This is a genomic window from Rhizorhapis sp., assembly GCF_035276005.1.
Lineage (GTDB): Bacteria > Pseudomonadota > Alphaproteobacteria > Sphingomonadales > Sphingomonadaceae > Rhizorhapis.
Map to the genome: position 1 here is coordinate 16,366 of NZ_DATEMB010000010.1, position 26,890 is coordinate 43,255.

A 26,890-nucleotide genomic window follows, 5' to 3' on the forward strand; every position below is an offset into this window, starting at 1 on the left:
TCCCCCATCAGTGAAAGGAAGGTCTTCGACAGACGCAACCCGGACGAGCCGGACAATGTGGAAAGATCAGGAAACCACGCGTTCCTGCAGCAGCGAGAACTGGTCCGTCACCTGCGCCTCATCCTGATCGGTTAGGGTGGTGGGGTAGTCCCCGGTGAAACAGGCGTCGCAATATTGGGGACGGATGTCAGCGCGCTTCACTTCTCCAAGCGCTTTGTAAAGGCCGTCAATGGAAAGGAAGGCGAGGCTGTCCGCATGGATGAAATCACGCATGCCATTGACGTCCAGCTTATGGGCCAGAAGCTTGGCGCGTTCGGGGGTGTCGACGCCATAGAAGCAGCTATGCCTGGTCGGCGGACTGGCGATGCGCATATGGACCTCGCTCGCACCCGCTTCGCGCATCATCTGGACGATCTTAAGCGAGGTCGTGCCGCGCACGATGGAGTCATCGATCAGCACGATGCGCTTGCCGTCGATCAGCGCGCGATTGGCGTTATGCTTCAGCTTGACGCCAAGATGCCTGACCTTGTCGCCCGGCTGAATGAAGGTGCGGCCGACATAATGGGAGCGGATAATGCCAAGCTCAAAGGGAATGCCCGATTGCTGGGCGTAGCCGATGGCGGCGGGAACGCCGCTGTCCGGTACAGGAATGACGAAATCCGCCTCGACCGGGTTCTCGACGGCAAGCTGCGCGCCGATGGCCTTGCGCACCGAATAGACCGAGGAGCCATCCACGATCGAATCCGGCCGCGAGAAATAGACATGTTCGAAAATGCAGGGGCGGGCGTGATGATCTCCGAAGGGGCGGATGGAACGCACTTCCCCATTGTTCGGCACGATCACCAGTTCACCCGGTTCAATGCTGCGCACATGTTCCGCGCCCACCACATCGAAGGCAACCGTTTCCGATGCGAAGATCGTGGCGTCGCCCAGCTTCCCCATGACCAGGGGACGGATGCCAAGCGGATCGCGGCAGGCGATCATGCCTTCGGGCGTCATGACGATCAGGGAATAGGCGCCTTCGACCTGTTTCAGCGCGTCGATGAACTTGTCGAGAAGGGTGCGGTAGGTGGACGTCGCGACCAGGTGGATGATGACTTCGGTGTCGGAGGTCGACTGAAAGATGGAACCGCGGCGGATAAGCTCTCGCCGGAGCTTCATGGCATTGGAGATATTGCCATTATGCGCCACTGCAAAGCCGCCCGAAGAAAGTTCGGCATAAAGCGGCTGCACATTGCGGAGCGCGGTTTCCCCGGTGGTCGAATAGCGGACATGACCGCAGGCCACGCCACCGGGAAGGCTGCGGATCACGTCATCGCGGTCGAAATTTCCGGCAACATGGCCCATCGCACGATGGGTGTGGAATTCCGTGCCGTCCCAACTGGTGATTCCCGCGGCTTCCTGGCCACGATGCTGCAAGGCATGCAGCCCCAGCGCCACTATGGCAGAGGCGGTCTCAGCGCCGCTTATCCCGAAAACTCCGCATTCCTCGCGCAGTTTATCGTCGTCGAAAGGATTGGTCGTAAGCATCTGTCGAAAACCCGGTCGCCGCAGCCTGAGCGGCCTCTCGCCGCCTCCTGCCCGCGCATATAGAGAGAAGCAAGCCGTTTGTCGCCCTTTTGTCACAAAAAAGCTGCTTGCCGGGCGGGAAGATCAGGTTTTCGCGAAAGGGCGTGGTGCCGATCGAGCCTCTGTTGCTGACATGGAGGAAAAACTGAGCCGTCGCTCCTGCGAAACAGGAGCCCGCTGGTTCTTCAACCATCTCAAAGAGAAGCGGGGTCCCTGCCTGCGCAGGGACGACGGAAATAAGGTCAGTTGGAAGGTCTTACTTTCGTACCTGTCTGCCGCTGGGCCGAGTTTATTTCAGCCCTTTTCTGAACACCACCAGATCGTGCTGCCGCACCTCCTCAACACCTCCGGCAGGAAGGTCCTCCAGGATAAAAGGGCCGTATCGGGTACGGATGAGGCGGCTGACCTTCAGGCCCAGATGTTCCAGCACGCGCCGCACTTCCCTGTTCTTGCCTTCGGTCAGGGTAAGCTCGATCCACTGATTGCGTCCGGTGCGCCGCTCCAGATTGGCATCGATCCGGCCATAGCGGATACCTTCAATCTCTATGCCCTCGATCAGGTCCTCAAGCTGCGCCTGGCTGACTTCGCCATAGGCGCGGGCGCGATAGGTGCGCTCCACACCGGTTGAGGGCAGCTCCATCTGACGCTTCAATCCCCCATCGGTGGTGAGCAGCAGCAAACCTTCGGTGTTGAGGTCGAGGCGGCCGACAGGCATCACCCTTGGCAGGTCGGCCGGGAGTTTGTCGTAAATTGTCGGACGCCCACGAGGATCGCGCTCCGTTGTCAGAAGGCCCGCAGGCTTGTGATAGCGAAAAAGGCGGGCGGGCGCGGGTTCATTTACCGGATTGCCATCCACCGTGACGCCGTGGAGCGATTTGAGCAATGTCGCAGGCGTGCCGATCACTTCCCCGTCCCGCGCAATCCGGCCTTCAGCGATCATCCGTTCCACTTCGCGGCGCGACGCTACGCCAGCCCTTGCCAGCAATTTTGCGACACGATGTTCTCCCTTGTCCGAATGCGTGGCCTCGGGACGAGGGGACTTGGCCGCGCCGCCGGGCCTTGACTGCTGACCTGGTCGCCGCTTGGCGCGAACAGGAGAAGCGGGCTTGCGGGCTGGAGGGGCCTTCTTCTGAGACAAGAGAAAATATTCCTTTTTCGCGCCAAACGCGGGCGACTTCCGGCCGGGGTTGTGCGTTTATGGTTCATTGCCTCAGCAGTTCGATGGCTGAACCGCCGCGACTGATGACGGAAAGGGACGAGGACGGCAATGCTTTTTGGACATGGCGACCGGGTCATCAGCAGGATTCTGATCGTCGAGGATGAGCCGCTCGTCGCGTTCGACAATGAGCATCTGCTGACCCACGCTGGCTACCAGGTCGTCGATACGGTGGACAGCTACGCCCATGCCGAGCTGGTCATCAAAAGTGCGGAAATCGACCTCGTGCTGGCCGATATCCGCCTCAACGGCAAAAGAAGCGGCGTGGACGTGGCGCAGCTTGCCCGTGATCGTGGCATCGCCGTGCTGTTCGTAACCGCCAATTGTCCCGCAGACGCGCGGCATCTGGCCGTTGGCTGCCTCATCAAGCCCTATGCGCAAAAGGAACTTCTCGCCGCCATTGAGGCGATCGATGCCATCATGGCGGGTTCCACTCCAGGGCGGCTGCCGCAGGCCCTGATGCTGTTCTGACTGGCCAAAGCTCAAAATTTCTTTAGGTTCGCCCGCAATTTGTTGCTGGCGGAGGCATGATCGGATGGAGGCAGTGGAGGAGGCGCGGGGATGGCGCGCGATGTTGCCGGAGAGTGTTCGCCCCTATACGGAAGCGGCTCCCGTTGCGGCCTTTTTCCTCGGGATCTCGTCGGGTTTTCCTTATGCCATGATCGGTGCGACGCTGACCACGCGCCTTGCCCAGGACGGCATCGACAAGAAGGCGGTGACCGCCTTTTCCCTCGCTTTCCTGGTCTATAATCTCAAATGGCTTTGGGCCTGGATTGTCGATGGGGTCCATATCCCTGTCCTCGGCAGGCTGGGCCAGCGGGTTTCCTGGCTGATCCTTGCGGGTCTGTTCGTCATTGCGGCGGTTGCGAACCTTGCGCTCGTCAATCCTGAGACCAGCCTTATTGAAACGGCCTATGCGGCTGTGCTGGTGGGGGTCGCCGGGGCTACGTTCGACATTGTGATTGATGCTTACCGGATTGAAACGCTGAGGCCGGATCAGCTCGGCGTCGGTTCCGGCATGTCGCAATATGGCTGGCGGATCGGGTCGGTCGCGGCGGGCGGACTTGCACTGGTGCTGGCTGCCCGGACCGGATGGGAGGCGGCCTATCTGGCGTGCGCGCTCTTTGCACTGCCCGCGATGCTGACGGGCCTTGCCATGGGAGAGCCCGCGCGCCACCGGGAGCCAAGCGAGCGGCGGGGCATGGCCGAAGCCTGGGTTTCGATAAAGGGCCCGTTGGTGGAGTTCTTCCAGCGGCGGGGCGCCTTTCTGGTGCTACTCTTCATCCTGCTCCACAAGATCGGGGACACTTTGGCCAACCTCACCTTTCGCCTGCTGTTCGATGATCTTGGCTACACCAATGACGAAATTGCGATATATGATGTTGGGCTTGGTTTCTGGGCCTATCTGATCGGCATATTTGTCGGCGGCATCCTGTATTCGCGCTTGGGCATGAAGCGCTCGGTGCTGCTGAGCCTAGTGCTGATGGCTATGTCGAACTTCAGCTTCGCGCTGCTTGCCGCTGCTGGTCACAGCAATTGGGGCATGGCGGGCGCCATTGGTTTCGAGAATTTCGCGAGCGGCATTGGCGGCGTGACGGTGGTCGCCTATTTCTCCGCTCTCTGCGACCTTAGGTTCACTGCTGCGCAATATGCACTGATCTCTGCGGCGGCGAGCATTGTCGGGAGGTTCCTGACCGGTACGTCAGCAGGCGCGCTGATCGAAGCCTTTGGCTATGTGAATTTCTACCTGCTCACCACCCTGGCTGCCTTGCCGGGGATCATCCTGTTCTGGCTGATGATGCGCGCGGGACTGATCGACAGTTCGGTGGGTAGCGCCGGGAAGGAGAATGGGGAGGCGGTGTAAGCCCAGATCTCCCCTTCCGCTTGCGGGAGAGGGCGGGGGAGGGACTGTGGGGCGGCGGCAACATGCCCTCCCCTAACCCCTCCCGTAAACGGGAGGGGAATCTTTAAGCACTACCCCATCGCCGTCATCCATCCGGCGAGTTCATCCCTGGCGCGGGACGTCATGGCTTCCTTGCGCTGCTTCTTCTTGATCCGCGCATCGACCGGCGGAAAAAGGCCGAAATTGACGTTCATCGGCTGATAGCTTTCAACCTCGGCTCCGCCCGTTATATGGCCCAGAAGAGCACCGAGCGCGGTTGCGGGGGGAGGGGGAAGGAGGGATCGGCTTGCCAGTTCCGCTGCGGCGAAACGTCCGGCGAGCAACCCCACGGCAGAGCTTTCGACATAGCCCTCGCAGCCGGTGATCTGTCCGGCGAAGCGGATATGCGGCGCTTTTTTAAGGCGGAGCTGATGGTCGAGCAGCTTGGGACTCTGGATGAAGGTGTTGCGGTGAAGCCCACCCAGGCGCGCGAACTCCGCCTTCTCCAGACCGGGGATGGTGCGGAACAATTCGACCTGCGCCGCATGTTTTAGCTTTGTCTGAAAACCCACCATGTTCCAAAGGGTGCCGAGTGCATTGTCCTGGCGAAGCTGCACCACGGCATAGGGCCAGCGGCCCGTGCGCGGATCGTCCAAACCAACCGGTTTCATCGGACCAAAGCGCAAGGTGTCGACGCCGCGCTCTGCCATCACCTCGATCGGCATGCAGCCTTCGAAATAGGGCGTGTTCCTTTCCCATTCCTTGAAGGCGGTCTTTTCGCCGTCAAGCAGGCCCTGATGGAAGGCGAGATATTGCTCCTTCGTCATCGGGCAGTTGATATAGTCCTTGCCGTCGCCTTCCGGTCCGACCTTGTCCCAGCGGCTCGCCATCCAGCAAATCTCCATGTCGACGCTGTCGCGATAGACGATGGGGGCAATCGCGTCGAAAAAGGCGAGCGCTTCCTCGCCGGTGGCGGCGCCTATGCTCTGGGCCAGGCCCATGGCGGTCAAGGGGCCGGTGGCGACGATCGTCATGCCTGAGGAGGGGAGGGTATCGATCCGCTCCCGGACGATCTCGACATTGGTATGCGCGGCCAAGGTGCGGGTCACGCTGGCCGAAAAGATGTCGCGATCAACGGCAAGAGCGGAGCCTGCTGGGACCTTCGCCTTGTCGGCTTCTGCCATGATGAGCGAGCCCATGGCGCGCATCTCCGCATGCAAAAGGCCGACGGCATTGCGGTCGGCATCATCGGAACGGAAGCTGTTGGAGCAGACGAGTTCAGCAAGCTGATCGGTCTGATGCGCCGGCGTCATGTCGCCGCCACCGCGCATTTCGGACAGGCGGACCTTTACTCCGGCCTGGGCGAGTTGCCATGCAGCCTCCGAGCCCGCGAGCCCGCCGCCAATGATGTGAACCTGATATGTCATGCGGCGGAGATAGCCTTTGCTGAGCAGATGGCAAGGATTTGGGTGCGTTTGCTCGCTTCCTCCGCCGTCGTCCCTGCCTGCGCAGGGACGACGGCGACGGGAAGATGACTTGTTCAAGGGTCCCGCTTTCGCGGGAACAGCAGAATCAATCAAACCCGGCCGGGAAGCTGTGCTTGCCGTCCGTGCCTATGCGAAGCACTGCCTTGGTAACGACGGCGCTCATGGGAAGCGGTCCGTAGAGATGCGGGAAGAGCTGCCCGCCACGGGACGGCTCCCATTTTACCTTGCCGCCCAAAGCCGCGAGGTCGACCATTGCCAGGATGAGGTCGTCCTGCCCGGCAAAATGTTTCGTCACCGTCTCCGCCGTCTGGGACTTCGCGGAGAGGTGAATATAGCCATCGGCGAGATCAACTGGCGCGCCTTCGAAAACGCCGTCAGCGCGGAAAGCCTCCCATTGGTCCCGCGTCAGGATTTTGTAGGCGAAAAGTTCGGCCATGGCTTCACGCCTCCGTTCCGGACTCGGCCTCTTCCTCTGTTTCCTCGATCTTGGCCGCGCTCACCACATGCTCATTGTCGGCGACATTGAACAGACGCACGCCTGCCGAATTGCGGCCAATGACGCGCAGAGAATCGAGGCCCATGCGGATGAGCTTGGCCTGATCGGTCACCAGCATCAGGTGATCGTCCTTCTTCGCAGGGAAGCTGGCGACGACGGGACCGTTGCGGCCGATATTGTCGATATTGGTGATGCCCTGGCCACCCCGTCCGGTACGGCGATATTCATAGGCCGAACTGAGCTTACCATAGCCATTGGCGCAAACGGTCAGGATAAACTGTTCCTGTTCCACGAGCTGCTGATAGCGGTCCGCCGACATTGTGGGCTCGCTTTCCTTCTCGGGCTTCCAGGGAGCGAAACGCAGATAATCCTCGCGCTCCTCTTGTGTGGTGCCCACGCGGTGCAGGATCGAAAGGGAGATGACCTCGTCATCTTCCCTGAGCGTCATGCCCCGCACGCCGGTGGAAGTGCGGCTTTGGAATTCGCGTACGTCGGTCGCAGCAAAGCGGATGGCCTTGCCCAGCCGGGTGGCCAGAAGCACGTCATCCCCTTCGGTCAGAAGGGCGACACCGATCAGGCGATCCTCCGTGTCTTCCTCAAAACGCATGGCGATCTTGCCGTTCGAGGGTACATTGGTGAACGCATCCATGCTGTTCCGCCGCACGCCGCCCCTGGCGGTAGCGAAGACGACATGCAGCTTGCTCCATTCCTCCTCGCTTTCGGGCAGAGGCAGGACGGTCTGGATCTTTTCGCCCGCCGCCAGCGGAAGCAGGTTCACCATTGGTCGGCCGCGGGTCGCGGGCCCGCCTTCCGGCAAGCGCCAGACCTTCATCCGGTACACCTTGCCATGGTTGGAGAAGAACAGAACCGGCGTGTGCGTGCTGGTGACGAAGAGATTGGTGACGGCGTCCTCGTCCTTGGTCGCCATGCCCGAGCGGCCCTTGCCGCCACGAGCCTGCGCCCGGAAGCTGTCGAGATTGGTGCGCTTGATATAGCCCTGCATGGTGACGGTCACCACCATGTCTTCGCGTTCTATGAGGTCCTCGTCCTCAATGCCATCGGCGGCGGGGGCGATGGCGGAACGGCGGGGAGTGGCGAACTCATTGCGGATCGCCTCGAACTCCTCCCGCATGACGGCATAGAGCTTTACCCGGTCGCCCAGAATTGCGAGATATTCTTCGATATTGCTCGCAAGTGCCTGTAACTCATTACCTATTTCATCTCGGCCAAGGGCGGTCAGGCGATGGAGGCGCAGATCGAGTATGGCGCGGACCTGAAGGTCGGAAAGCTTGTAGGTGTCGCCCTCCACCTCATGTTCGACGGCCTCGACCAGCCGGATATAGGGCGCGATCTCCGCCACCGGCCATTCACGCGAAAGCAGGGCTTCACGCGCGGCTGCGGGGCTCGGCGAACCGCGGATGATGCGAACGACCTCATCCAGATTGGTGACGGCAATGACAAGGCCGAGCAAAAGATGCGCCCGCTCGCGCGCCTTGTTGAGTTCGAACTTGGTGCGGCGGGTGATGACCTCTTCGCGGAACCTGACAAAGGCCTCGATGATGTCCCGTAGGTTGAGCAGCTCCGGCCGTCCGCCCCTGATGGCCAGCATATTCGCGGGGAAGCTCGATTGAGCGGGGGTATGCCGCCAGAGCTGGTTGAGCACGACGTCGGGCGTGGCGTCCTTCTTGAGATCGATGACGATCCGCACGCCTTCGCGGTTGGACTCGTCGCGAATGTCGGAGACGCCTTCGATCCGCTTGTCCTTGGCGGCTTCGGCGATCTTTTCGACGAGGCCGGACTTGCCCACCTGATAGGGAATTTCGGTCAGTACGACGGAGCGGCGGTCCCCGCGGCCTTCCTCGATTTCATGGCGCGAGCGCATGATGACGGAGCCACGCCCCGTATGATAGGCCGACCGGGCGCCCGACTGGCCCAATATGAGGGCGCCTGTCGGAAAGTCAGGGCCAGGGATGATCTCGAAAAGCTGGTCGACCGTGATTCCTGGATTGTCGATATAGGCCAGGCAAGCCGCAATCACTTCGCCCAGATTATGCGGCGGGATGTTGGTCGCCATACCCACGGCAATGCCGCCAGCGCCATTGACCAGCAGATTGGGAAAGCGCGCAGGCAGGACCTGCGGCTCGCTTTCGGAGGCGTCATAATTGGGCTGGAAATCGACCGTGTCCTTATCGAGATCGTCGAGAAGGGCGTTGGTGACCTTTGCCAGGCGCGCTTCGGTATAGCGCATCGCCGCTGGGGGATCGGGGTCCATCGAGCCGAAATTGCCCTGGCCGTCGATGAGCATGACGCGCATCGACCAGTCCTGCGCCAGGCGGGCGAGCGCGTCATAGATCGCGCTGTCGCCATGCGGGTGATATTTACCCATGACGTCGCCGACGATGCGGCTTGACTTGCGATAGGGCCGACCGGCGACATAACCAGCCTCATGACAGGCGTAGAGAATACGGCGGTGCACCGGTTTGAGGCCGTCGCGCACATCGGGAAGGGCGCGGCTGACGATGACAGACATGGCATAGTCGAGATAGCTCGACTTCATCTCATCGACGATGTTGATGGGGCTGATGTCCGAAGGGTCGGCGAGGGTCGTCTCGTCGGTGCTCAAATGTCTGTCTCTTTTGGCTTGGGTTGCAGGTCGAAACGGTTCTAGCGAAGGGGCAGGGGCCTGTCACCCCCTCCGCGCGCGCATGCGCGCGAGGCTAACGCCGTACGAACCGCCACATATTTCCAGTCGAATTCTCCGCATCGAAGGCATAGCCGTCGCTGTCGAAGGATTTCAGCGATTCGCAATCCGCCAGGAAGTTCTCGCAGATGAAGCGGGCCATCATGCCGCGGGCGCGTTTTGCGGCGAAGCTGTTGAAGCGCAGGCCCTTGGGACCTTCTTCCCTGAAATCGACATCGATGATGCGGATGCTGGCGGGGAGATGGTCGCGGGCGGCCTTCCAATATTCATTGCTGGCGAGATTGATGAGTGTTCGGGTTCCCAGTGCCGCCATGTCCTCGGCTATGAGGCGGGCGATCCGGTCGTCCCAGAAATCATAGAGGTTCTTTGCCTTGGGCGCCCAGCGCGTCCCCATTTCAAGGCGGTAGGGCCGGATGTTGTCAAGCGGCCGAAGCAGCCCGTAAAGGCCCGAAAGAATGCGGACATGGTCCTGGGCGAAGGCGATGCACTCGTCCGGCAATGATCGTGCCTCGAAGCCTACATAGACGTCGCCGGCGAAAGCATAGATAGCGGGCCGCTCCGGCTGTGCGAAAAAATCTGCAAACCGATCCCTGTTTAGCTCGGCCAGCGCATCCGAAATGTGCATCAGGCGTTTGAGGTCCGCCGCTTCGAGCTTGCGTGCAGCGCTTGCCAATTCCTCGGTTTGCTTTGAGAAGCGCAATGAAGTGGGGTCGAGCGCCGGAAAGGGCGTTTTAAAGTCGAGCGATTTGGCGGGAGAGAGCAGTGCGAGCATCGCAGCCGCCTAGCCCAAGGCGTTTGCCGGGTCAAAGGGTGCAAGAGATGCGTTTAGTCGGATCAAAAGCGTTCAAGCGGTATTCAGTCGCGACTGACTAGCCAATGTCTGCTTCATTGGTCTTGTGCGGGGCGAAAGCTCGAATTAGTGAACGCCAGACCCGTGTGAGGATGTCTATTGGAGGGTAATTCTATGCGTTTCGTCTCGACCATGGCCCTGGGCCTGATGCTTGCGGCCAGTGGTGTTGCCGTTGTCGGCGCTTCGCCCGCAATGGCGGCGAAAAAGGAGAAGGCGGCAAAGCAGAATTTCAGCAAGGAATTCATGGGGCCGGCCAGCGAACTTCAGAAGGCGATTACGGCGAAGGACTTTGCGGGCGCCCAGGCAAAGCTGGCCGCTGCGGAAGCGGCCGCCAAGACCCCGGACGATGTCTACACCTTCAACATGCTCAAGCTGCAGCTCGGCCTTGGAACCAGCGACGCCAAGCTTCAGCGGGCCGGAATCGAAGGCATGCTGGCGAGCGGAGCGGCACCGGCTGCAGAGGTTGGCAAATATGAATTCTATGCCGCCGATTTTGCGCTGAAAGCCAATGATCCCGACTCTGCCATCGCCCATCTGCAAAAGGCTGCGGCGGCGGGCTATCCGGGCAGCGCGCCGCATGTGCTGCTCGCCGAATCCTATTTCAAGAAGGCGCTCGCCACGGCCAAGGGCAATCAGTTCACGCCCGAAGGCAAGGCATCTGTGCAGGCGGGGCTCCCGCATCTGAAAAAAGCCATCGAGGTAGAGAAGGGCGAAGGCAAGCCTGTGCCGGCCGCATGGTATGAGCGCGGCTTCCAGGTCGCTTATGTCGCCGGACTGCCCGAAGCAAGCGAATGGGCCATGTTCACGGTGGAGGCCGATCCCAGCGCCAAGAACTGGCGGAGCCTGCTGCGTGGCTACCAGGATACGCACCGCACCCTTGGCAAGGCCGAAAATCTGGACCTCATGCGCCTGATGCGGACCACCGGATCGCTGGAAAGCGAATTTGACTATTCTGAATATGCTGAGGCGGCAGTCAGCAGCGGTCTTCCCGGCGAAGCAAAGGCGGTGATCGACGAGGGACGCAGCAAGGGCAAGGTAGCGCCCACCAAGCTTGCCGAAATCTATCAGATCGCCAACAGCCGCGTCGCGGGCGACAAGGCCTCCTTGCCTTCGGGCGAGCGGGACGCCTCCAAGGCCGCGAACGGCAAGATCGCTGCGTCCACCGCCAACGCCTATCTCGGCTACGGCGAATATGCGAAGGCCGCCGCGCTCTACAATATCGCGCTTCAGAAGGGATCGGTGGACGCCAATGAAGTGAATACGCGCCTCGGCATCGCCCTTGCAAAATCGGGCGACAAGGCAGGCGCCAAGGCCGCCCTTGAAAAAGTGACCGGACCGAGGCAGGACATCGCCAAATTCTGGCTGCTTTGGCTGAGCAAGCAGGCCTGAGCGGAAACAGGCTTTACGAACGGGAGCGGGGAATTTTTCTCCGCTCCCCTTTTTGACTCCGGCTGATTTGGGAGTTCTCCATGACCTATGTTGCCCGGCTGGCCCGATCGCATGCAGCGATCCTTTTCGGGGCTTTGCTTCTTTCTGCTCCGTCGATCGCTGGGAACGCAAAGGAGAAGGCCTCCGGGTTCGAACTCAGCAAGGCGTTTCGTGAAGCCGCCCGCAATGCGCAGTCGACAGTCGATCTTGGCGATTTCGCTGGCGCCAGCGGACAGATCGGGTCGCTGGAGGCCATGGCAGCAACGCCGGGCGAGAAATATTCGGTAGCTGCCCTGCGGATGCAGCTCGCTGCCAAGCGCGCTGATCCCGTCGCCCAGCGCAAGGCGATAACGGCGATGCTGGACAGTGGCGGTGCCCCGCAGAATGAACTTCCCTATTTGCGCTATCTGGCGGGTTATTTCAGCTACACGCTGAATGAGTGGAATGATACCGTCGCCCAACTGAATTATGCGCGGCAGCTAGGCTATAAAAGCCCCCAACTGGCCCTCCTGCTCGCCGATGCCAATCTGCGGGCCGGCAAAACGGCGGAAGGAATGGCGCTGCTCAGGGAAGCCATGGCGCAACAGAAAGCCAGCGGCGGAGCGGTGGATCAGAGCTGGTATGATCGTGCCGCCGCCATATCCTATAAGCTCAAGGATTGGCCTGCCGTTGCTGGTTGGTACGGCCAGAAACTCGCAAGCTTTCCTTCGCCTCAGAACTGGCGGACGGCGATCAGCAACTATCTTGATAATCCTGCGCTGACGCAGGCGATGAAGCTGGACCTATACCGCCTGCAATTGGCCGCTGGGGCAATGGCGAGCGAGCGCGATTATCATGCCTACGCGGCAGCAGCGGCGCAGAGTGGCCAGCATGGGGAAGTGAAGGCAGTCGTGGAAGCAGGGCGTGCTGCTGGCAAGCTGTTGGACAGCGATACGGCTACAGCAAGCATCTACAAAACGGCGAATGCCCGTGCCACAAAGGAGAAGGCCGCGCTGGCAACGCTCGCCGCCAAGGCTGGAGGAGCAGTCGAGGCGGCGGACGGTCATCTGGCCATCGGCGAATATGCCAAGGCCGCGGAACTGTATCGCAAGGCGCTGAGCCAGAGCCCCGCCGACGCAGGGCAACTGAATACCCGGCTCGGGATAGCCCTTGCGCGCTCAGGCGACAGGGAAGGGGCGAAGCAGGTGCTTTCGGCGGTCAGCGGCCCGTGGCGGGATATCGCGCAATTCTGGCTGATATGGGCAGGCCAGGGCAGCGTGCCGCTGGCGAGCTGACGGCAATCCTCTATTTCTTCAGTACCTCCAGCGCAGCCGTAGTCAGCGCCTCGGTAGCGGTGGAAATCACCGTTGCCGCATCGGGCGCCCAGAACGGGCTGTGCAATGAGGGCAGCGTCTCGCCCTTGGCGGCCTTTGCCATATTTTCGGCAGACACGCCGCCGACCCAGAAGATCAGGCTCTGAAGGCTGTTGTCGGCGCGGTAGAAGCGGCCAAAATCCTCGCCACCCATGGAGGCGGGAGTTTCCACGACACGGTTCTTGCCGAAGCGCTGCGTGAAGAGGGCCGCCATCTGTTCCGTGAAAGCCGGAACATTATAGGTGGAGGGCGTGAATTCGTCCTTGAGCGTCACCACCGGCATCAGTTGTTCAGGGATACCGGCGGCAATCGCTTCCCCCCGCACAATGCGTCTTATGCCGTCCAGCAGTTTCTGCCGGGTGGCGTCGGAATAGCTGCGCACGGTCAGCAGCAGCGTCGCCTGATCGGAAATGACATTATGCTTGGATCCGGCATGGAAGCTGCCGACGGTGACGACGGCAGGGTCCTGCGGATCCATTTCGCGGCTGACCAGTGTTTGCAGCGCTGTCACGATGCGGCTGGCGAGCACGATCGGGTCCTTCGTCGTGTGCGGATAGGCGCCATGGCCGCCGACACCCTTCACCACGATGTCGACACTGTCCACATTGGCGAGCGCATAGCCCGGTGTGTAGCCAATGACGCCGGCAGGGATGTTGGCGGCATCATGAAAGGCGATGACATGGCTGGGTTTGGGAAAGCGGGTGAAAAGGCCGTCCTCCAGCATCATCCGTGCGCCAGCACCGCGCTCCTCGGCTGGCTGCAGGATCATGACCAGTGTACCGGACCATTGGTCCTTCATCTCGCCGAGCCTGCGCGCGGTGCCCAGCCAGGCCGCCATGTGCGTGTCATGGCCGCAGGCATGCATGACACCAGATTCTATGCCTTCATCCGTGGTTGCCTGGACCTTCGATGCAAAGGGGAGGCCGGTCTGCTCCACGACCGGCAGGGCGTCCATGTCCGCGCGGACCATGAGCACGGGACCGGGGCCGTTCTGCATCACCGCCACGACGCCTGTTCCGCCGACCTTTTCTGTCACCTGGAAACCAAGGTGGCGCGCTTCCTTTGCCAGCAATGCGGCGGTCTTCACTTCCTGGAAGCTCAATTCCGGATTGGCGTGCAGGTGCCGGTATAACTGCATGAGCGAGGGCATATCGGCGGCCACCTTGCTGGACAGCGTATCGGCAGCGGCCGGCGTAGCGAACAGGAGCGGTAGAGCGAGGAAGAGGTGACGCATGGAGGTCTCCGATGAATTGCTGCAAAAAAAGCGGGGTCCCTGCCTACGTGTTCAGGGACGACGGATTTAGGCGATCCACTCACTCACTCGCCGGGACAAGCTCCACCACGTCCAGCTTCGATTCAAATGCAGGCCAGGGAAACACCAGCCTCCAGGTGCGGGGGCCGATCCGTTCGACAAGGCCGATCATGTCCCTGCTGGCATCAATGCCATAGGCCATGGGCGCTTGTTCGTCCCCCAGTTCCAGGGCCCCGAGGAAGACAGACCGGCGGCTGGTGTCGGGATAGACAAGCCCCACCGGCCGTTGCGAGCCCGTAAGCTTCACCAGCTTCGTCAATCCATCCTGCACTTGCGCCGCGCAGTCGAAGGGAGGGTAAGCGAGATAGGCGAGCCCGCCTTCGCCCTTAATGCCCAACTTGATCGTCCGGCAGCGATAATGTCCCGGTGGCAAATCAGGCCGGTCAACGGCTGCATCTGGCACCAGCAAGGAGCCCTGAGCCTCTATGTCGGCGCCGTGTCCCGCTTCCCTGGCATCGGCGAGAGCTTCCTGCCAGGCGTCCCACCAGCGCCGCAGCCGGTCGCGGTCAGCCTCTGTGGCGACCGTTTTCCATCCAGTGTCCTGAGCTGGGGCAGGTGAGGCAAGCTCTTCATCCGTGCCGCTGCATGCGGCAAGCATCAGTGCAGTGACGGCAGGCCAGAGCCTTTTTCCGGTCATTGCGCCGTCCAGCCTCCATCGACCGAGATATTGGCGCCAGTGATGTTGCTTGCCTCATCGCGGCACAGGAACAGGGCCGTGGCGGCGACCTGTTCGACCGTCACGAACTGCTTGGTCGGCTGGCCAGCGAGCAGAACATCGTTCATCACCTGCTCCCGCGTCATGTTCCGCGCCTTCATGGTGTCGGGGATCTGATTTTCGACGAGGGGCGTCCAGACATAGCCGGGGCTGATGCAATTGGCCGTGATCCCGAAGGTCGCCGTTTCCAGCGCAACGGTCTTGGTAAAGCCCGCAAGGCCATGCTTGGCTGTCACATAGGCGGATTTGAAGGGGGAGGCAGTCAGGGAGTGGGCCGATGCCGTCTGGATGATCCGGCCCCACTTCTTCTGCTTCATATAAGGCAGCGCAAGACGCGTGGTGTGGAAGGCGGCGTTGAGATTAAGGGCGATGATGAGGTCCCATTTGTCGACGGGAAATTCCTCGACGGGCGCCACGTGCTGCATACCGGCATTGTTGATGAGGATGTCCACCCCGCCAAAGGCTTCCGCAGCGGCGGCCATCATCTGCTCGATTGCCTCGACCTTGGTGAGATCGGCGTCATTGTAAAGCGCGCGGCCACCGCTCAGGGCTTCGAGCCCCTGGCGTTCGGCTTCGATCGCACCCGCATCACCAAAGCCGTTGATGACGATGTTGGCGCCTTCGCTCGCAAGTGCCTTGGCATAGGCTAGGCCAATGCCAGAGGTGGAACCTGTGATCAGTGCGGTCTTGCCCTTCAGGATCATGCCTTCTTCTCCTTGAGATGGTCTGGACGGTCGAGGTCGAAAGTCGATGATTTGCCGTCGATGATATTCTGGGCGATCAGGTCCCCCTTGCACATCACCCCTTCCACCGCCTCATGCCCCTGAGCCCAATGATCCAGCATGGTGGCGCGGGAAAATTCAAAATCGCGCGCGCCGCTTTCCCAGGCATGGCTGCGGTAGATGAAATGAACGATATTAACCGCGCCGCAATGGTTGAGTTCCTGCAGTTCCTTCACCACCGGATCATCCCTTAGTTCAGCCGGAAGCTTGCGAAGCAGCTTGCGGACAAGGCCATGTTCGCGGTGGCGACGCAGGAAATTGTCGGTCACCTGGCGGGTGCGGCTGCTGTACTGAATATCCTTTTGCCGCGACCAGACATCGGTCATTTGCCTGGGCATCTGTCCTTGTGCGGGGAAGAGATCGACCTGAAAGAGCAGGCCGTCGCCGCCCATATGGTCCAGCACATGGGCGAGCGGCGTGTTGCTCACCATGCCGCCATCCCAATAAAAATCGCCTTCGATCTCTATGGGAGGCAGGCCGGGAGGCAGGGCGCCCGATGCCATGATATGCTTCGGGCCGATCTTGCCGCGCCAGTGCGGGTCCTGATTGTCGAAATAAATGAAATTGCCGGTCATCACATTGACTGCGCCAACGGACAGCCGGACCGGCCCATGGTTCAGAAGCTCCCAATCGACCAGTTCATTGAGGGTTTCGAACAGGGGCGAGGTGTCATAATAGCTGATCGCATTCATGCTGCCTTTGGGCGCGAACTGCGGCGGGATCAGATGGGGCCGGAAAAAGCCCGGTACGCCAAAGGCCGCAACAGCAGCGGCAGCGGTCAGATGCGCTGCTTCCCGAATCTCGCCGTCGGGCGGCAGGCAGAAATTGGGCAGTCCGCCGCTTACCATTTCCCAAAGCTGCCGCAGCCTCGCCACGCGCTTTTCCGGCGGATTGCCAGCGATGATGGCGGAGTTCACCGCGCCGATGGAAATGCCCGCGACCCAGTCGATCGCGATCAGGCGATCATGCAGCGCTTCATAGACGCCAGCCTGATAGGCTCCCAGCGCGCCGCCGCCCTGCAACACCAGCGCCACCCGGTCCGGCAGCGGCAGGGGGGAAGCGGTTTCGCGCCGGGGGTGGGGGGACCGGTCAGCCATATTGCGGTGCAATATAGCAGTTGGAGCGCAAACGCCAACCATCCATCCAAGGGATTCACGAACTTGCCGTTACGGCATGCGAGCTTTCCTTATGGCCGACCGGAAAAATCGTCACGGCCGGGAAAAATTCCATGAAATCAGTCCGTTCTTGTCTGCGTCGGATGCATACACAGGATTTTTACACGTGATGACAGGTTTGATTGAACACAAGATGGTGATGCGGCTGATCGTCGGCTTTGCCGGTATATTATTGCTGCTGGTGGCCCTGGCGACGGTTAGCATAAACAGGGTCCAAAGCATCAATGCGGATTTGGCGACGATCAACGACGTGAACAGCGTCAAGCAGCGCTATGCCATCAACTTTCGCGGCAGTGTTCATGACCGTTCGATCGACATCCGGGATGTTGTGCTGGTGACCGACCCGGCCGAGCTTAAGGCGGCCATTGCAGACATAGACCGGCTTGCGGCGAATTACGCCAGTTCTGCAGCTCCGCTGGACGACATGCTCGTTCCAGACAAGAAGCCGTCGGACGAAGAAATGTCCATATTGAACAGCATAAAGGAAACCGAACGGCAGACGCTGCCGGTGGTCCAAAGGATCATTGCCCTGCGCATCGCTGGCGATGGAGCGGCGGCGCAGGTACTGCTCCTCCGTGAGGCCCGGCCTTTGTTCGTCCAATGGCTGAAGCAGATCAATCAATTCATCGACCTGCAGGAGGGGCGCAATAAGGCGATCGGCGCTCAGGCCAGGGCGACGGCTGAGCAATTTCAGACGCTGATCCTCATGATCTGCGCCGGGGCGCTGGTTCTGGGCGCTGCAATAGCCTGGTGGGCGATGGCCTCGGTGCGGCAGTTGCCGAAGATGACGCAGGCGATGGATGCGCTATCCAGGGGCGATCTCGATATCCCCAACCTGGAAACAAAGCGCGGCGACGAAGTTGGGATCCTGGCTCGCGCTATTGCCCGGTTTCGCGACCAGCTCGCCAGCGCCGAACGATCGCGTCAGGAAGCCGAACGTGCGAAGGACGAGCAGACGGAGCTGCTGGTTTCCAGCATCGGTAAGGGGCTGGAGGAGCTTGCGCGCGGCAACATGGCGGTCCGGGTCCATAGCGATTTGACCGGTCCGTTCGCCAAGCTGAAGGAAGATTTCAATCGTGCCGTGCCCGACCTGCAGGTGGCGCTCGGCAAATTGTCCCGATCCGCCGGAAAGATGGAGACTGGTGTCACGGAAATCAGTTCGGCGGCCCATGACCTTGCGCGGCGGACCGAGAATCAGGCCACATCGCTCGAACGCACGGCTTTGGCGATGAATGAGATCACAGGCGCTGTCCGCGATACCGCCGACCGTGCCCGTCATGTGAACGAAACTGTGGCCGAGGCTGATCAGGAAGCGACGGAAGGCGGGATGATCGTGCGGGAAGCTGTCGCGGCCATGGATGCCATAGAAAAATCGTCCCAGGAAATTGCGAGCATCATCAGCCTGATCGACGGCATCGCCTTTCAAACCAATCTGCTTGCCCTGAATGCCGGGGTGGAAGCGGCGAGGGCCGGCGATGCAGGCAAGGGATTTGCGGTCGTGGCGAGCGAAGTGCGCGGCCTTGCGCAACGCTCTGCCGAAGCGGCAAGGGACATCAAGGGCCTGATCGATGAAAGCTCCCAACAGGTGGAAAATGGTGTTGTGCTGGTGGGGCGCACCGGCGAAGCTCTCAACCGGATCGTCGGCAAGGTGAGTGACATCCGCGTTCAGGCGCAGGCGATTTCGGAAGCTTCGGCGGGACAGGCCGATAATATGCAGCAGGTAAACGCCGCCGTCCGGCAGATGGAGCAGGCCACGCAGCAGAATGCCGCCATGGTGGAAGAAACCAATGCGGCCGCCAACAGCCTCAATGAGGAAGCCTTCAATCTGGCGCAAATGGTGAGGCAGTTCGAATTGGGCAACGCCGACGCCGACGCACCTACGCTGGCCCACGCAGTCTGACGCTTATACGGGCCGTGTCGGTCGACGCGGCCCGGATACTCAGTTGAGGCCCAGTTCCTCAGCCAAGGTGGCGAGGTCAGTTCGCGGCCGCACCAGCAGCCACTCGCGGCTCGCGCTGCCGTTTACCAGCGTCACGGCGCCCTTGGGACAAACGCCAAGGCAGCCGACCTCTATGATGCCAGCCGCAGCCTTGCGGCCCTTCCTGAGGCCCAGATGCTTGCGCAGCGCCTTGGCCAGAGGCTTTTTACCGTCGGGGCCGAAGCCACCGCCCAGGCGCTTTGAACATTTACGGCAAATGAGGATGCTGTTCTGCCAGTTGGAAGATATGGTTTTGGTCAATCGGGCCGCCACTCGCGCCGTTCCTCGGCGGATTTGAGAACTTCATAAGCAGCCTGTATGGCCTGGAAACGGTTGGCGGCCTCCGCGTCGTCGGGTTTCACGTCAGGATGGTTTTCCTTTGCAAGACGCCGCCAGCTTTTCTTCACCGCTTCAAAATCGGCATCACTTTCCAATTCCAGCACGCTGAGCGCCCGCATTTCGTCGCGAGAGCGGGTGCCGTCGCCTGGCCCGCCCCAGCCGTAAAAGGCGCTATCCTGAAAACCGCTCGCATCCCGGCGCTCATCGGCCTCGCGTTTTGCGGCTTCTTCAGCATCAAGGCCCTGAAAATAATCCCAGTTCCGGTTATATTCCGCCGCATGCGCGGCGCAAAAATGCCAGCGTTCACGGCTGTTCGGCGATTTGGGAGCTGGGCAATTGCCCGGCGCGTCGCAGCCGTGCCGGTCGCAAATGCGGACCTGTTCCGCCTCGCGCGCAGCGCCATAGCCCCGCCAGCGGGGAAATCCCCAGTCATTGGATCGTGTCGGTCGTGCCATAGCCCCTTCAATGTAACGGCATCCCCCCATCAAGACCAGAAGGGCCTTTATCGAAAATCGCCAGAAGGTCTGTAAGCCGGGTTCTGTCCATTCCGGTTTCCCGGAATTGGGCGACCATTCCTCTAGGCCGTGCATTGCTGCGCGGCTCAAGCAACCAACCCGGGCGATCTCGGCCGAAACTGCCTAGCGGGCGTGAAGCCCGCGCGCCGCCCCGATTCGGTTTTGCTCCCGGTGGGGTTTACCATGCCGTCCCCGTTGCCGGGTCCGCGGTGCGCTCTTGCCGCACCCTTTCACTTTCGCCTGGCCGAAGCCTTAGCCCTTGCGGGCTGGGCGACCTGCTCTCTGTTGCACTGTCCCTGGGGTCACCCCCGCCGGATGTTATCCGGCACCGCTGTTTCGTGGAGCCCGGACTTTCCTCCCGCACGGTAAACCCGTGCCGGCGGCCGCCCGACCTTCTGGCTGGGCGGATATAGTGGGAGGATAACGGTAAGGCTAGAGGTATCCACCCTCTCCGGAGGGAGAGGGATATGCAGATTTGGATTGGCGAAGCCAGTCCTAGTCGCAGTTGGGTGAGGGGTTCTGCCCACTCAGTAACGCACAACCCCTCACCAACTCCGGCCAGGCTGCACGCAGCCAAGCCTTCGTATCCTCTCCCCATGGGAGGGGGAAACGGTACACTCTTCACCCAAATCACCCGTTCCGCCTCTCCTCCAGCGCCTCCAATATCTCCCGCTTGCGTTCATCGCTGGCCAAGCCCCATTCGATTATCTCCTCGATCGTCCGCCAGCAGCCGAGGCACCAGCCGGTGCGATCGTCGAGGGTGCAGATGCGGTTGCAGGGCGATTCGATCATAGGAAACTGTATGGATCGACATCGACACTGACCCGCGTGCTGGCGGGCCAGGTCAATTTGCCCAGCCAGTCCCGGATCACATCCTGCACATCGAGCGCTCGGCGGGCGTGGACCAGCAGGCGGTGGCGATGGCGGCCGCGCAGCACTGCAAGCGGGGCGGGGGCGGGGCCATAGACGGTCATCCCCTCCGCCTCTGGGGCAGTGCGGCCAATGAGACGGGCGGTTTCCTGCGCGTCCTCGGCCTTTTCCGACGAGATGATGATGGCGGCGAAACGGCCGAAGGGAGGCGCGGCGGCGCGGCGGCGGCTCTCGGTCTCGGCGGTGTAAAAAGCGTCGGCGTCGCCACGGACCAGCGCCTTGATTACAGGGTGGCCCGCCTCTCGGGTCTGGATGAACACGCGGCCCGGCTTTTCGCCGCGTCCAGCGCGGCCGGAAACCTGCGCGATCTGCTGAAATGTTCGCTCGGACGCGCGGAGATCCCCGCCTTCAAGGCCAAGATCGGCGTCGATCACACCCACCAGCGTCAGGTTGGGGAAATGGTAGCCTTTGGTAACGAGCTGCGTGCCCACGATGATGTCGATTTCCCCCGCATCCATGGAGCGGACGAACTCCGCCGCCTTGGCAGGGGACCAGAGCGTGTCCGACGTGACGATCGCGGTTCGTGCCTGCGGAAAAAGCTGTGCCACCTCGTCCGCGATCCGCTCGACGCCGGGGCCGCAGGCGACGAGCGCGTCCTCCTCCTTGCATTCGGGACAGGCACGGGGCGTCGGAACTACATGACCGCAATGGTGACAGGCCAGGCGGCGGGTCAGGCGATGCTCCACCATCCAGGCGGTGCAATTGGGACATTGGAAGCGATAGCCGCAATGGCGGCAGAGGGTGAGCGGTGCATAGCCCCGGCGGTTGAGGAACAGCAGCGCCTGCTCGCCTTTTTCGAGCACCTCGTCCATGGCGCGGACGAGCTTTGGCGCGATCCATCGGCCGCGTTCCGGCGGTTCGCGGGTAAGGTCTATGGCCTCAATCGCAGGCATTTCGGCCCCGCCGAAACGTGCCGGAAGCCTGATTTCGCGGTAGCGGCCCAGCGCCACCTGTTGCCGGGTCTCTATGGCAGGGGTGGCCGAGGCGAGGACGACGGGGCATTTTTCAAGCAGGCCGCGCATCACCGCCACGTCGCGGGCGTGATAATGGACGCCGTCCTCCTGCTTGAAGCTGGTCTCATGCGCCTCATCCACGACAATGAGGCCCGGATTGGCATAGGGGAGGAACAGTGCCGAGCGAGCCCCCACCACGACCTGAGCCTGCCCGCTCGCGGCCGCGCGCCAGGCCCGCCGCCGCTCCGATTGGCGAAGGCCGCTGTGCCAGGCGACCGGAGGGACGCCGAAGCGCTTTTCGAACCGCTGTAGAAAAGGTTCGGTCAGCGCGATTTCGGGGAGGAGGACCAGCACCTGCCTGCCGCGCCGGAGCGCTTCCGCAATGGCCTCGAAATAAACTTCGGTCTTTCCCGAACCGGTGACGCCGTCGAGTAGAAAGGGCTGAAAATTCTCTCCCCGGACGGCGTGGACGAGTTCGCTCGCCGCCGCTTCCTGCTCGCCGCTGAGTTCGGGCGGCGCAAAGTCCGGGTCAGGGGCAGGGAAGGGCGTGTCGACGCTGACCTCCACCGCCTCAAGTGCTCCTGCTTTCACCAGCCCGCGTATCACGCCGTCGGAAACCCCGGCGAGTATCGCAAGCTCCCGCACCAGCCCCTGCCGGCTTCCGATCCGCTCCAGAGCCTGGGTCCTCTTGTCCGTCAGCCGTTCCGGGGCGTTTCCAGTCGCCCGATATTCAGTGACCATGCGGCCGCCGTCGAGCGCAGCTGAGGAGGACAGGGCCATTCTCAGCACCGCTGCGGGCGGGGCGAGATAATAGCCCGCCGTCCATTCGATCAGCCGCCGGAGCGGAGCGCGCAGGGCGGGCGCATCGAGCGTTTGAAGCAAGGGACGCAAGCGATTGTCGCCCACGGTTTCGACTGGAAACCGCTCCTCTTCCCAGACGACGCCGACGATCTGCCGGGGGCCGAGCGGCGCGACGACGATACTGCCATGCTCCACGCCCATTCCGTGTGGCACGCGATAGTCGAGCGGCCCCAATGCGGCGTTGAGGAGAAGGACGCGGGCGCGAGTCATTGGTCCTCCCTAGAGCAGGCGAGGCTGGGATGTGAACCTCCAGCGAAGTAAATGCAGTCATTCTGCCCGTCTCATCCGTCGTCCCTGCCCTTCGACTGCCCGTAGGACGGGCGCTCAGGATAAACTGCCGCTTTCGCCCGCAGGCAGGGACCCCGCTTCTCTTGGCCTGGAACTGTAGAAGAAAAGTTGGGTCCCTGCCTGCGCAGGGACGACGATTCAGTTGCTTCCGCAGCCGTGCATCAGGAGCAGTACATCGTCCTTACCCCACCGCCCCGGCGGCGCTATAGACTGGCCCACGAATCATCCCGCCATGAAGGGCCATTTCCATGAAATTCTTCGTCGACACCGCCGATATCAGCGAAATCCGGGAGCTTGCCGCGACGGGCCTGCTGGACGGCGTTACCACCAACCCCTCGCTGATCCACAAATCGGGCCGGAAGTTCCTTGAGGTCGTCGAGGAAATCTGCGGCATCGTCGATGGCCCGGTGTCTGCCGAGGTGGTCGCACTCGACCATGAAGGCATGATGAAGGAGGCCGCCGTGCTGCGGCGGATCGCCGATAATGTCGCGATCAAGGTGCCGCTCACCATTGACGGGCTCAAGACCTGCAAGGCGCTGTCCAGCGACGGGTGCATGGTGAATGTGACGCTATGCTTTTCGGCCAATCAGGCGCTGCTCGCGGCCAAGGCGGGGGCGACCTTCATTTCTCCCTTTGTCGGGCGGCATGACGATATCGGTTTTGACGGCATGCAACTGATCGAGGACATCCGCCTCATCTACGACAATTATGATTTCAGCACGGAAATCCTGGTGGCATCAGTCCGGCATCCGATCCATGTGCTTCAGGCTGCCAAGATCGGCGCTGACGTTGCGACTATGCCCCCCGCGGTGATCAAGTCGCTCTTCAACCATGCGTTGACGGAAAAGGGCATCGCCTCATTTCTCGCCGATTGGGAGAAGACCGGTCAGACCATCGGGTGAGGCGGTAATTTCCCTACCCCACCCGCAACAATTTAACCCCGTTCGTGTCGAGCGAGGTCGAGACACACGGTGCCATCTCAATGCCCCCCTACTTCGTTCGGAGCGAACGGAATGGTGTTGGGATGGCGCCTTCCCAGGCACTTGGGACCCTTGTTGCACTCCAATCGTTGATAGCCTGCAATGGACAGGCATATCCCTCCCGAGGGTCCGTCGCTTGAACAGCAAAGGGAAGGGCCCGCATATTCGCCCCCAGTAGAGGGGGAGCCGCCCGTGGAGGCTCTGCGCCGCCGCTGGCGCATGCCCCTGCCGCTGAAGATCGTGCTGGGGATTGTCGCGCTGCTCTTTGCCGCCTGGGCGGTGCTCTACATCACCAAGGGGCGTTTTCTTAAAGGCCCGTTCGAGCGGATCGCCACCTCCAATCTGGAGCGAAAGGTGGAGGTCGGCGGCGATTTCCAGCTCTATTTCGCGCCGATCAACATCAAGTTCCTTGCCGAGAAGATCAGCATCGCCAATCCCCAATGGGCGAGCGAGAAGCATTTCTTCAAAGCCGATCTGGTGGAGGCGCGGATCGCAACCTTTTCCTTGCTGACGCCGGATGAGCGCATCAATTGGCTGCGGATCGTCAAGGGAAATGCCGATCTCGAATGGTCGGCCGACGGCGATCGCAACACCTGGACTTTTGGTGATCCCCGACAGCGCGGCAAGCCGCTGGACCTGCCCACCATCCGCCGTGCCCTGGTGGCTGGAACAAGGTTGCGCTATGCCCATCCGCAGCTTCAGTTCCACGCGGATGTGGGCATCGATACGGTCCGGGCGCGGGATACGAAATTTGAAAATGACATCCGTTTTTCGGGCAGCGGCGGTATCCGCGGACGGCCTTTCACAGTCTCTGGCGGCCTGCTTTCACCCAATGAGACTGTTGCGGGCGGCGAGAACCAGCTTGCGCTTCAGGCGCAGGCCGGTCCCACAAGGATCGAGGTTTCTGGCACCTTGCCCGGCGCGACGGAGATTGAAGGCGCCGACCTCCGCATGCAGGCGCGCGGCCCCAATCTAAGCCTGCTATTCGATTTCCTGGGCGTGGCAATCCCCGATACAAGGCAGTACCGGATCAACTCGCATCTCACCAAGTCCGGCGATGAATGGCGCTTCACGCACCTGCGCGGCCGCTTTGGTGACAGCGACCTTGCCGGGCGCCTGACCATTTCCATGCCGCAGGACCGGCTTCATTTGAATGCCGACCTTGCAAGCAAGGTGGTCGACATTCTCGATATCGGCCCCTTCATCGGCTACAATCCGCAGAAGCTTGACGCGCAGGGCGCATCTGGCGCGGTGGAGGTGGTGGGCGGCAGGCCGCGAATCCTCCCGGACGCGCCGCTTCGGGTGGAGGCGCTCAAGCGGTTCGACGCGAACGTCAAATACAGCATTGCACGGGTTCGGGCAGAAAGCTTCCCCATTTCAAACATTGCAATGGCCTTGAAGCTTGACCGGAGCCTGCTCACCCTCTCGCCGCTGACCTTTGATCTGGCGGGCGGGTTCCTTTCGTCGGATATTGAGATCAACGCGCGCGGAGAGCCGGTCAGGACCGCGTACGACATTCGCCTGTCGCCCACTCCGATGGGACGGCTGCTCGCAGGCTGGGGCGTGGAGCAGTCAGGGACCTCGGGCGTGCTGAAGGCGCGGGTGCAATTGACCGGTCTTGGCAATTCCGTGCGCAAGTCGCTCGCCAATTCGAACGGACGGATTGCGATCATCATTCCGGCCGGTACGATGTGGACGCGCAACACCGAGCTTTCCGAGTTGGACGTCGGCACTTTTGTCCAAAAGATGTTTGAGAAGAAACTCAAAAAGCCGGTCAGCATCAACTGCGGTCTGGTGGCGTTCACCGTGAGGAATGGGGTAGCCGCGGCTGACCCGATACTGATCGACACGGCCAAGAATGTGGTGCTCGGCAATGGGGCGATCAGCTTCAGGGATGAGCGGATCGACTTGGCCGTACGAGCCGACAGCAAAAAGTTCAGCCTCTTTTCCGGTCAGTCGCCGATTGGCGTTGGCGGCTATTTTGCCGAGCCCAAGATTGACCCCATCAGTGGCGAGCTGCTGGCACGAGCCGGGGCAGGGCTTGGCCTGGCGACCATCGCAAGCCCGCTGGCAGGAATATTGGCGTTTGTCGACATTGGTGACGCGAAGGCCGCTTCCTGCGGACCGGTCCTTTCAGGTGCGCGAGCAGTGGCGCAGCGGACAAAGAAGGGAAAAGCGCGGGATGATGTCGGCACTGGCAAGGCATCGGTTTCCTGAGGCACAGAGGAGATTGGCAATGGGGAAAAACGAAGCTCCGCCCAAAAAGCAGGAGCCGCAACACCGGGAGCCTGAACCCTCTTTCGGGCCGGACGAGGAAGGTGAAGTGCCGCTGGAGCCGGAACAGATCCCGAGCAAGGACAGACGCGCTTGGGTGAGGGAACGGAGGGGATGAAGAAAAAAGAGCCCCGGCCTCTCAAGGCCGGGGCTTCATTGCGTTACCAGGGGTAGGTGACGCCATAATAATCATAGACGCTGCGGCCATATTCACGGTCGAAGGCCGGTTCCTTGTCACTGCTGTACCTGGGAGCGTTTTCGAGCAGCGACTTGTCCAGATCCACGGCATAGCCGCCCTGGCTGGTGTCATAGGTCAGCATGTTCCAAGGGATTGGGTAATAATCCCCGCCCATACCCATGAAGCCGCCGAACGAGAGCACGGCATATTGAACGTTGCCGGAAATCTTATCGACCATGAAATTCTTGATCGTTCCCAGCCGCTCGCCCTGCCGGTTGTAAACGGCGGTGCCTTCCACCTTGTCGGATGCGATCAGTGTTGCGGTTTCGCCAGTTGCAATGTCGGTATGTGCCATTTTCCATCTCCTTGGATTGCAGGTCACTACCGATAAAGCGCGCGGGCAGTTGCGAGAGTTCCGAAATTTGTCCTGAAAGGTCAAATTATCGTGGCCATGATCGGAAGCGAAATGAAGTTGTATAGGCCATTGCGCATCCATAATGGAACTACAGTTGCGACAAAGGCGTTGACATACCTAGCCGTGCGGAAAGGTTAATGCAAAAAGGTCCTTTCCATTATTGATGAAGTTTTCGGTTCGATGACCGGCAATATATTGCCTTGTCTTTGAAGGA

The 26,890-nt window shown here is 61.3% G+C and carries 22 protein-coding genes and 1 other RNA gene; 7 read left to right on the forward strand and 16 right to left on the reverse strand.

Annotation, left to right across the window (positions count from 1 at the left end):
- Nucleotides 1-66: 66 nt before the first annotated feature.
- Nucleotides 67-1,530 (reverse strand): amidophosphoribosyltransferase, encoded by a 1,464-nt coding sequence (gene purF / locus VJS46_RS03350; RefSeq protein ID WP_324057932.1) that lies wholly within the window; start codon nt 1,528-1,530, stop codon nt 67-69.
- Between the two features lie 328 nt (nt 1,531-1,858).
- Nucleotides 1,859-2,707 carry a pseudouridine synthase gene (locus tag VJS46_RS03355; protein ID WP_324057933.1) on the reverse strand — a complete coding sequence of 283 codons (849 nt, stop codon included), beginning with the start codon at nt 2,705-2,707 and terminating at the stop codon, nt 1,859-1,861.
- 129 nt (nt 2,708-2,836) lie between these two features.
- Between VJS46_RS03355 and VJS46_RS03360 the strand changes: the two genes are divergently transcribed.
- Together VJS46_RS03360 and VJS46_RS03365 are read left to right on the forward strand one after the other, a co-directional pair.
- On the forward strand, nt 2,837-3,256 hold the full coding sequence (locus VJS46_RS03360) for a response regulator (protein ID WP_324057934.1): 420 nt from the start codon (nt 2,837-2,839) through the stop codon (nt 3,254-3,256).
- Between the two features lie 100 nt (nt 3,257-3,356).
- Nucleotides 3,357-4,649 carry an AmpG family muropeptide MFS transporter gene (locus tag VJS46_RS03365; protein ID WP_414707959.1) on the forward strand — a complete coding sequence of 431 codons (1,293 nt, stop codon included), beginning with the start codon at nt 3,357-3,359 and terminating at the stop codon, nt 4,647-4,649.
- A 110-nt stretch (nt 4,650-4,759) separates the two neighbouring features.
- Here VJS46_RS03365 and trmFO read toward each other — a convergent pair whose 3' ends face one another.
- The 4 genes from trmFO to yaaA form a co-directional block, all read right to left on the reverse strand.
- Nucleotides 4,760-6,094 carry a methylenetetrahydrofolate--tRNA-(uracil(54)-C(5))-methyltransferase (FADH(2)-oxidizing) TrmFO gene (trmFO, locus tag VJS46_RS03370; RefSeq protein ID WP_324057936.1) on the reverse strand — a complete coding sequence of 445 codons (1,335 nt, stop codon included), beginning with the start codon at nt 6,092-6,094 and terminating at the stop codon, nt 4,760-4,762.
- Between the two features lie 145 nt (nt 6,095-6,239).
- Nucleotides 6,240-6,590 (reverse strand): DUF952 domain-containing protein, encoded by a 351-nt coding sequence (locus VJS46_RS03375; RefSeq protein WP_324057937.1) that lies wholly within the window; start codon nt 6,588-6,590, stop codon nt 6,240-6,242.
- Between the two features lie 4 nt (nt 6,591-6,594).
- On the reverse strand, nt 6,595-9,273 hold the full coding sequence (gene gyrA / locus VJS46_RS03380; protein ID WP_324057938.1) for a DNA gyrase subunit A: 2,679 nt from the start codon (nt 9,271-9,273) through the stop codon (nt 6,595-6,597).
- A 94-nt stretch (nt 9,274-9,367) separates the two neighbouring features.
- Nucleotides 9,368-10,123 (reverse strand): peroxide stress protein YaaA, encoded by a 756-nt coding sequence (yaaA, locus tag VJS46_RS03385; RefSeq protein ID WP_324057939.1) that lies wholly within the window; start codon nt 10,121-10,123, stop codon nt 9,368-9,370.
- 192 nt (nt 10,124-10,315) lie between these two features.
- Between yaaA and VJS46_RS03390 the strand changes: the two genes are divergently transcribed.
- Nucleotides 10,316-11,590 (forward strand): hypothetical protein, encoded by a 1,275-nt coding sequence (locus VJS46_RS03390; RefSeq protein WP_324057940.1) that lies wholly within the window; start codon nt 10,316-10,318, stop codon nt 11,588-11,590.
- Nucleotides 11,591-11,670: 80 nt separating this feature from the next.
- Complete coding sequence (locus tag VJS46_RS03395) at nt 11,671-12,903, forward strand: hypothetical protein (protein ID WP_324057941.1); 1,233 nt, start codon at nt 11,671-11,673, stop codon at nt 12,901-12,903.
- A gap of 10 nt (nt 12,904-12,913) precedes the next feature.
- On the opposite strand, the gene VJS46_RS03400 is transcribed toward VJS46_RS03395, so the two are convergent.
- From VJS46_RS03400 to VJS46_RS03415, 4 genes are all read right to left on the reverse strand, one after another.
- On the reverse strand, nt 12,914-14,215 hold the full coding sequence (locus VJS46_RS03400) for an amidohydrolase (protein WP_324057942.1): 1,302 nt from the start codon (nt 14,213-14,215) through the stop codon (nt 12,914-12,916).
- Nucleotides 14,216-14,294: 79 nt separating this feature from the next.
- Nucleotides 14,295-14,930 carry a DUF4893 domain-containing protein gene (locus VJS46_RS03405; RefSeq protein WP_324057943.1) on the reverse strand — a complete coding sequence of 212 codons (636 nt, stop codon included), beginning with the start codon at nt 14,928-14,930 and terminating at the stop codon, nt 14,295-14,297.
- On the reverse strand, nt 14,927-15,712 hold the full coding sequence (locus VJS46_RS03410; protein WP_324057944.1) for a 3-hydroxybutyrate dehydrogenase: 786 nt from the start codon (nt 15,710-15,712) through the stop codon (nt 14,927-14,929). Before VJS46_RS03410 ends, VJS46_RS03405 begins: the two co-directional genes overlap by 4 nt.
- Complete coding sequence (locus VJS46_RS03415; RefSeq protein WP_324057945.1) at nt 15,709-16,887, reverse strand: patatin-like phospholipase family protein; 1,179 nt, start codon at nt 16,885-16,887, stop codon at nt 15,709-15,711. The genes VJS46_RS03410 and VJS46_RS03415 overlap by 4 nt, the downstream gene beginning before the upstream one ends.
- Before the next feature lie 187 nt (nt 16,888-17,074).
- On the opposite strand from VJS46_RS03415, the gene VJS46_RS03420 reads away from it, so the two are divergent.
- Entirely contained in the window at nt 17,075-18,865 is a 1,791-nt protein-coding gene (locus VJS46_RS03420) for a methyl-accepting chemotaxis protein (RefSeq protein WP_324057946.1), read from the forward strand.
- Between the two features lie 39 nt (nt 18,866-18,904).
- On the opposite strand, the gene VJS46_RS03425 is transcribed toward VJS46_RS03420, so the two are convergent.
- From VJS46_RS03425 to VJS46_RS03445, 5 genes are all read right to left on the reverse strand, one after another.
- On the reverse strand, nt 18,905-19,204 hold the full coding sequence (locus VJS46_RS03425; RefSeq protein WP_324057947.1) for a (2Fe-2S) ferredoxin domain-containing protein: 300 nt from the start codon (nt 19,202-19,204) through the stop codon (nt 18,905-18,907).
- Nucleotides 19,201-19,737, reverse strand: coding sequence for a J domain-containing protein (locus VJS46_RS03430; protein WP_324057948.1), 537 nt, complete (start codon nt 19,735-19,737; stop codon nt 19,201-19,203). Before VJS46_RS03430 ends, VJS46_RS03425 begins: the two co-directional genes overlap by 4 nt.
- A 56-nt stretch (nt 19,738-19,793) precedes the next feature.
- An RNA gene (gene rnpB / locus VJS46_RS03435) (RNase P RNA component class A) lies at nt 19,794-20,196 on the reverse strand.
- Nucleotides 20,197-20,427: 231 nt separating this feature from the next.
- Nucleotides 20,428-20,589: a DUF1289 domain-containing protein gene (locus VJS46_RS03440; protein ID WP_324057949.1), complete on the reverse strand. Its 162-nt coding sequence runs from the start codon at nt 20,587-20,589 to the stop codon at nt 20,428-20,430.
- Nucleotides 20,586-22,751, reverse strand: coding sequence for a primosomal protein N' (locus VJS46_RS03445; RefSeq protein ID WP_324057950.1), 2,166 nt, complete (start codon nt 22,749-22,751; stop codon nt 20,586-20,588). Before VJS46_RS03445 ends, VJS46_RS03440 begins: the two co-directional genes overlap by 4 nt.
- A gap of 326 nt (nt 22,752-23,077) precedes the next feature.
- On the opposite strand from VJS46_RS03445, the gene fsa reads away from it, so the two are divergent.
- On the forward strand, nt 23,078-23,731 hold the full coding sequence (gene fsa, locus VJS46_RS03450; RefSeq protein ID WP_324057951.1) for a fructose-6-phosphate aldolase: 654 nt from the start codon (nt 23,078-23,080) through the stop codon (nt 23,729-23,731).
- Between the two features lie 297 nt (nt 23,732-24,028).
- Nucleotides 24,029-26,026 carry an AsmA family protein gene (locus tag VJS46_RS03455; protein ID WP_324057953.1) on the forward strand — a complete coding sequence of 666 codons (1,998 nt, stop codon included), beginning with the start codon at nt 24,029-24,031 and terminating at the stop codon, nt 26,024-26,026.
- A 218-nt stretch (nt 26,027-26,244) separates the two neighbouring features.
- On the opposite strand, the gene VJS46_RS03460 is transcribed toward VJS46_RS03455, so the two are convergent.
- A complete protein-coding gene (locus VJS46_RS03460; RefSeq protein ID WP_324057952.1) occupies nt 26,245-26,616 on the reverse strand; it encodes a PRC-barrel domain-containing protein in 372 nt (123 codons plus the stop codon).
- Nucleotides 26,617-26,890: the final 274 nt, after the last annotated feature.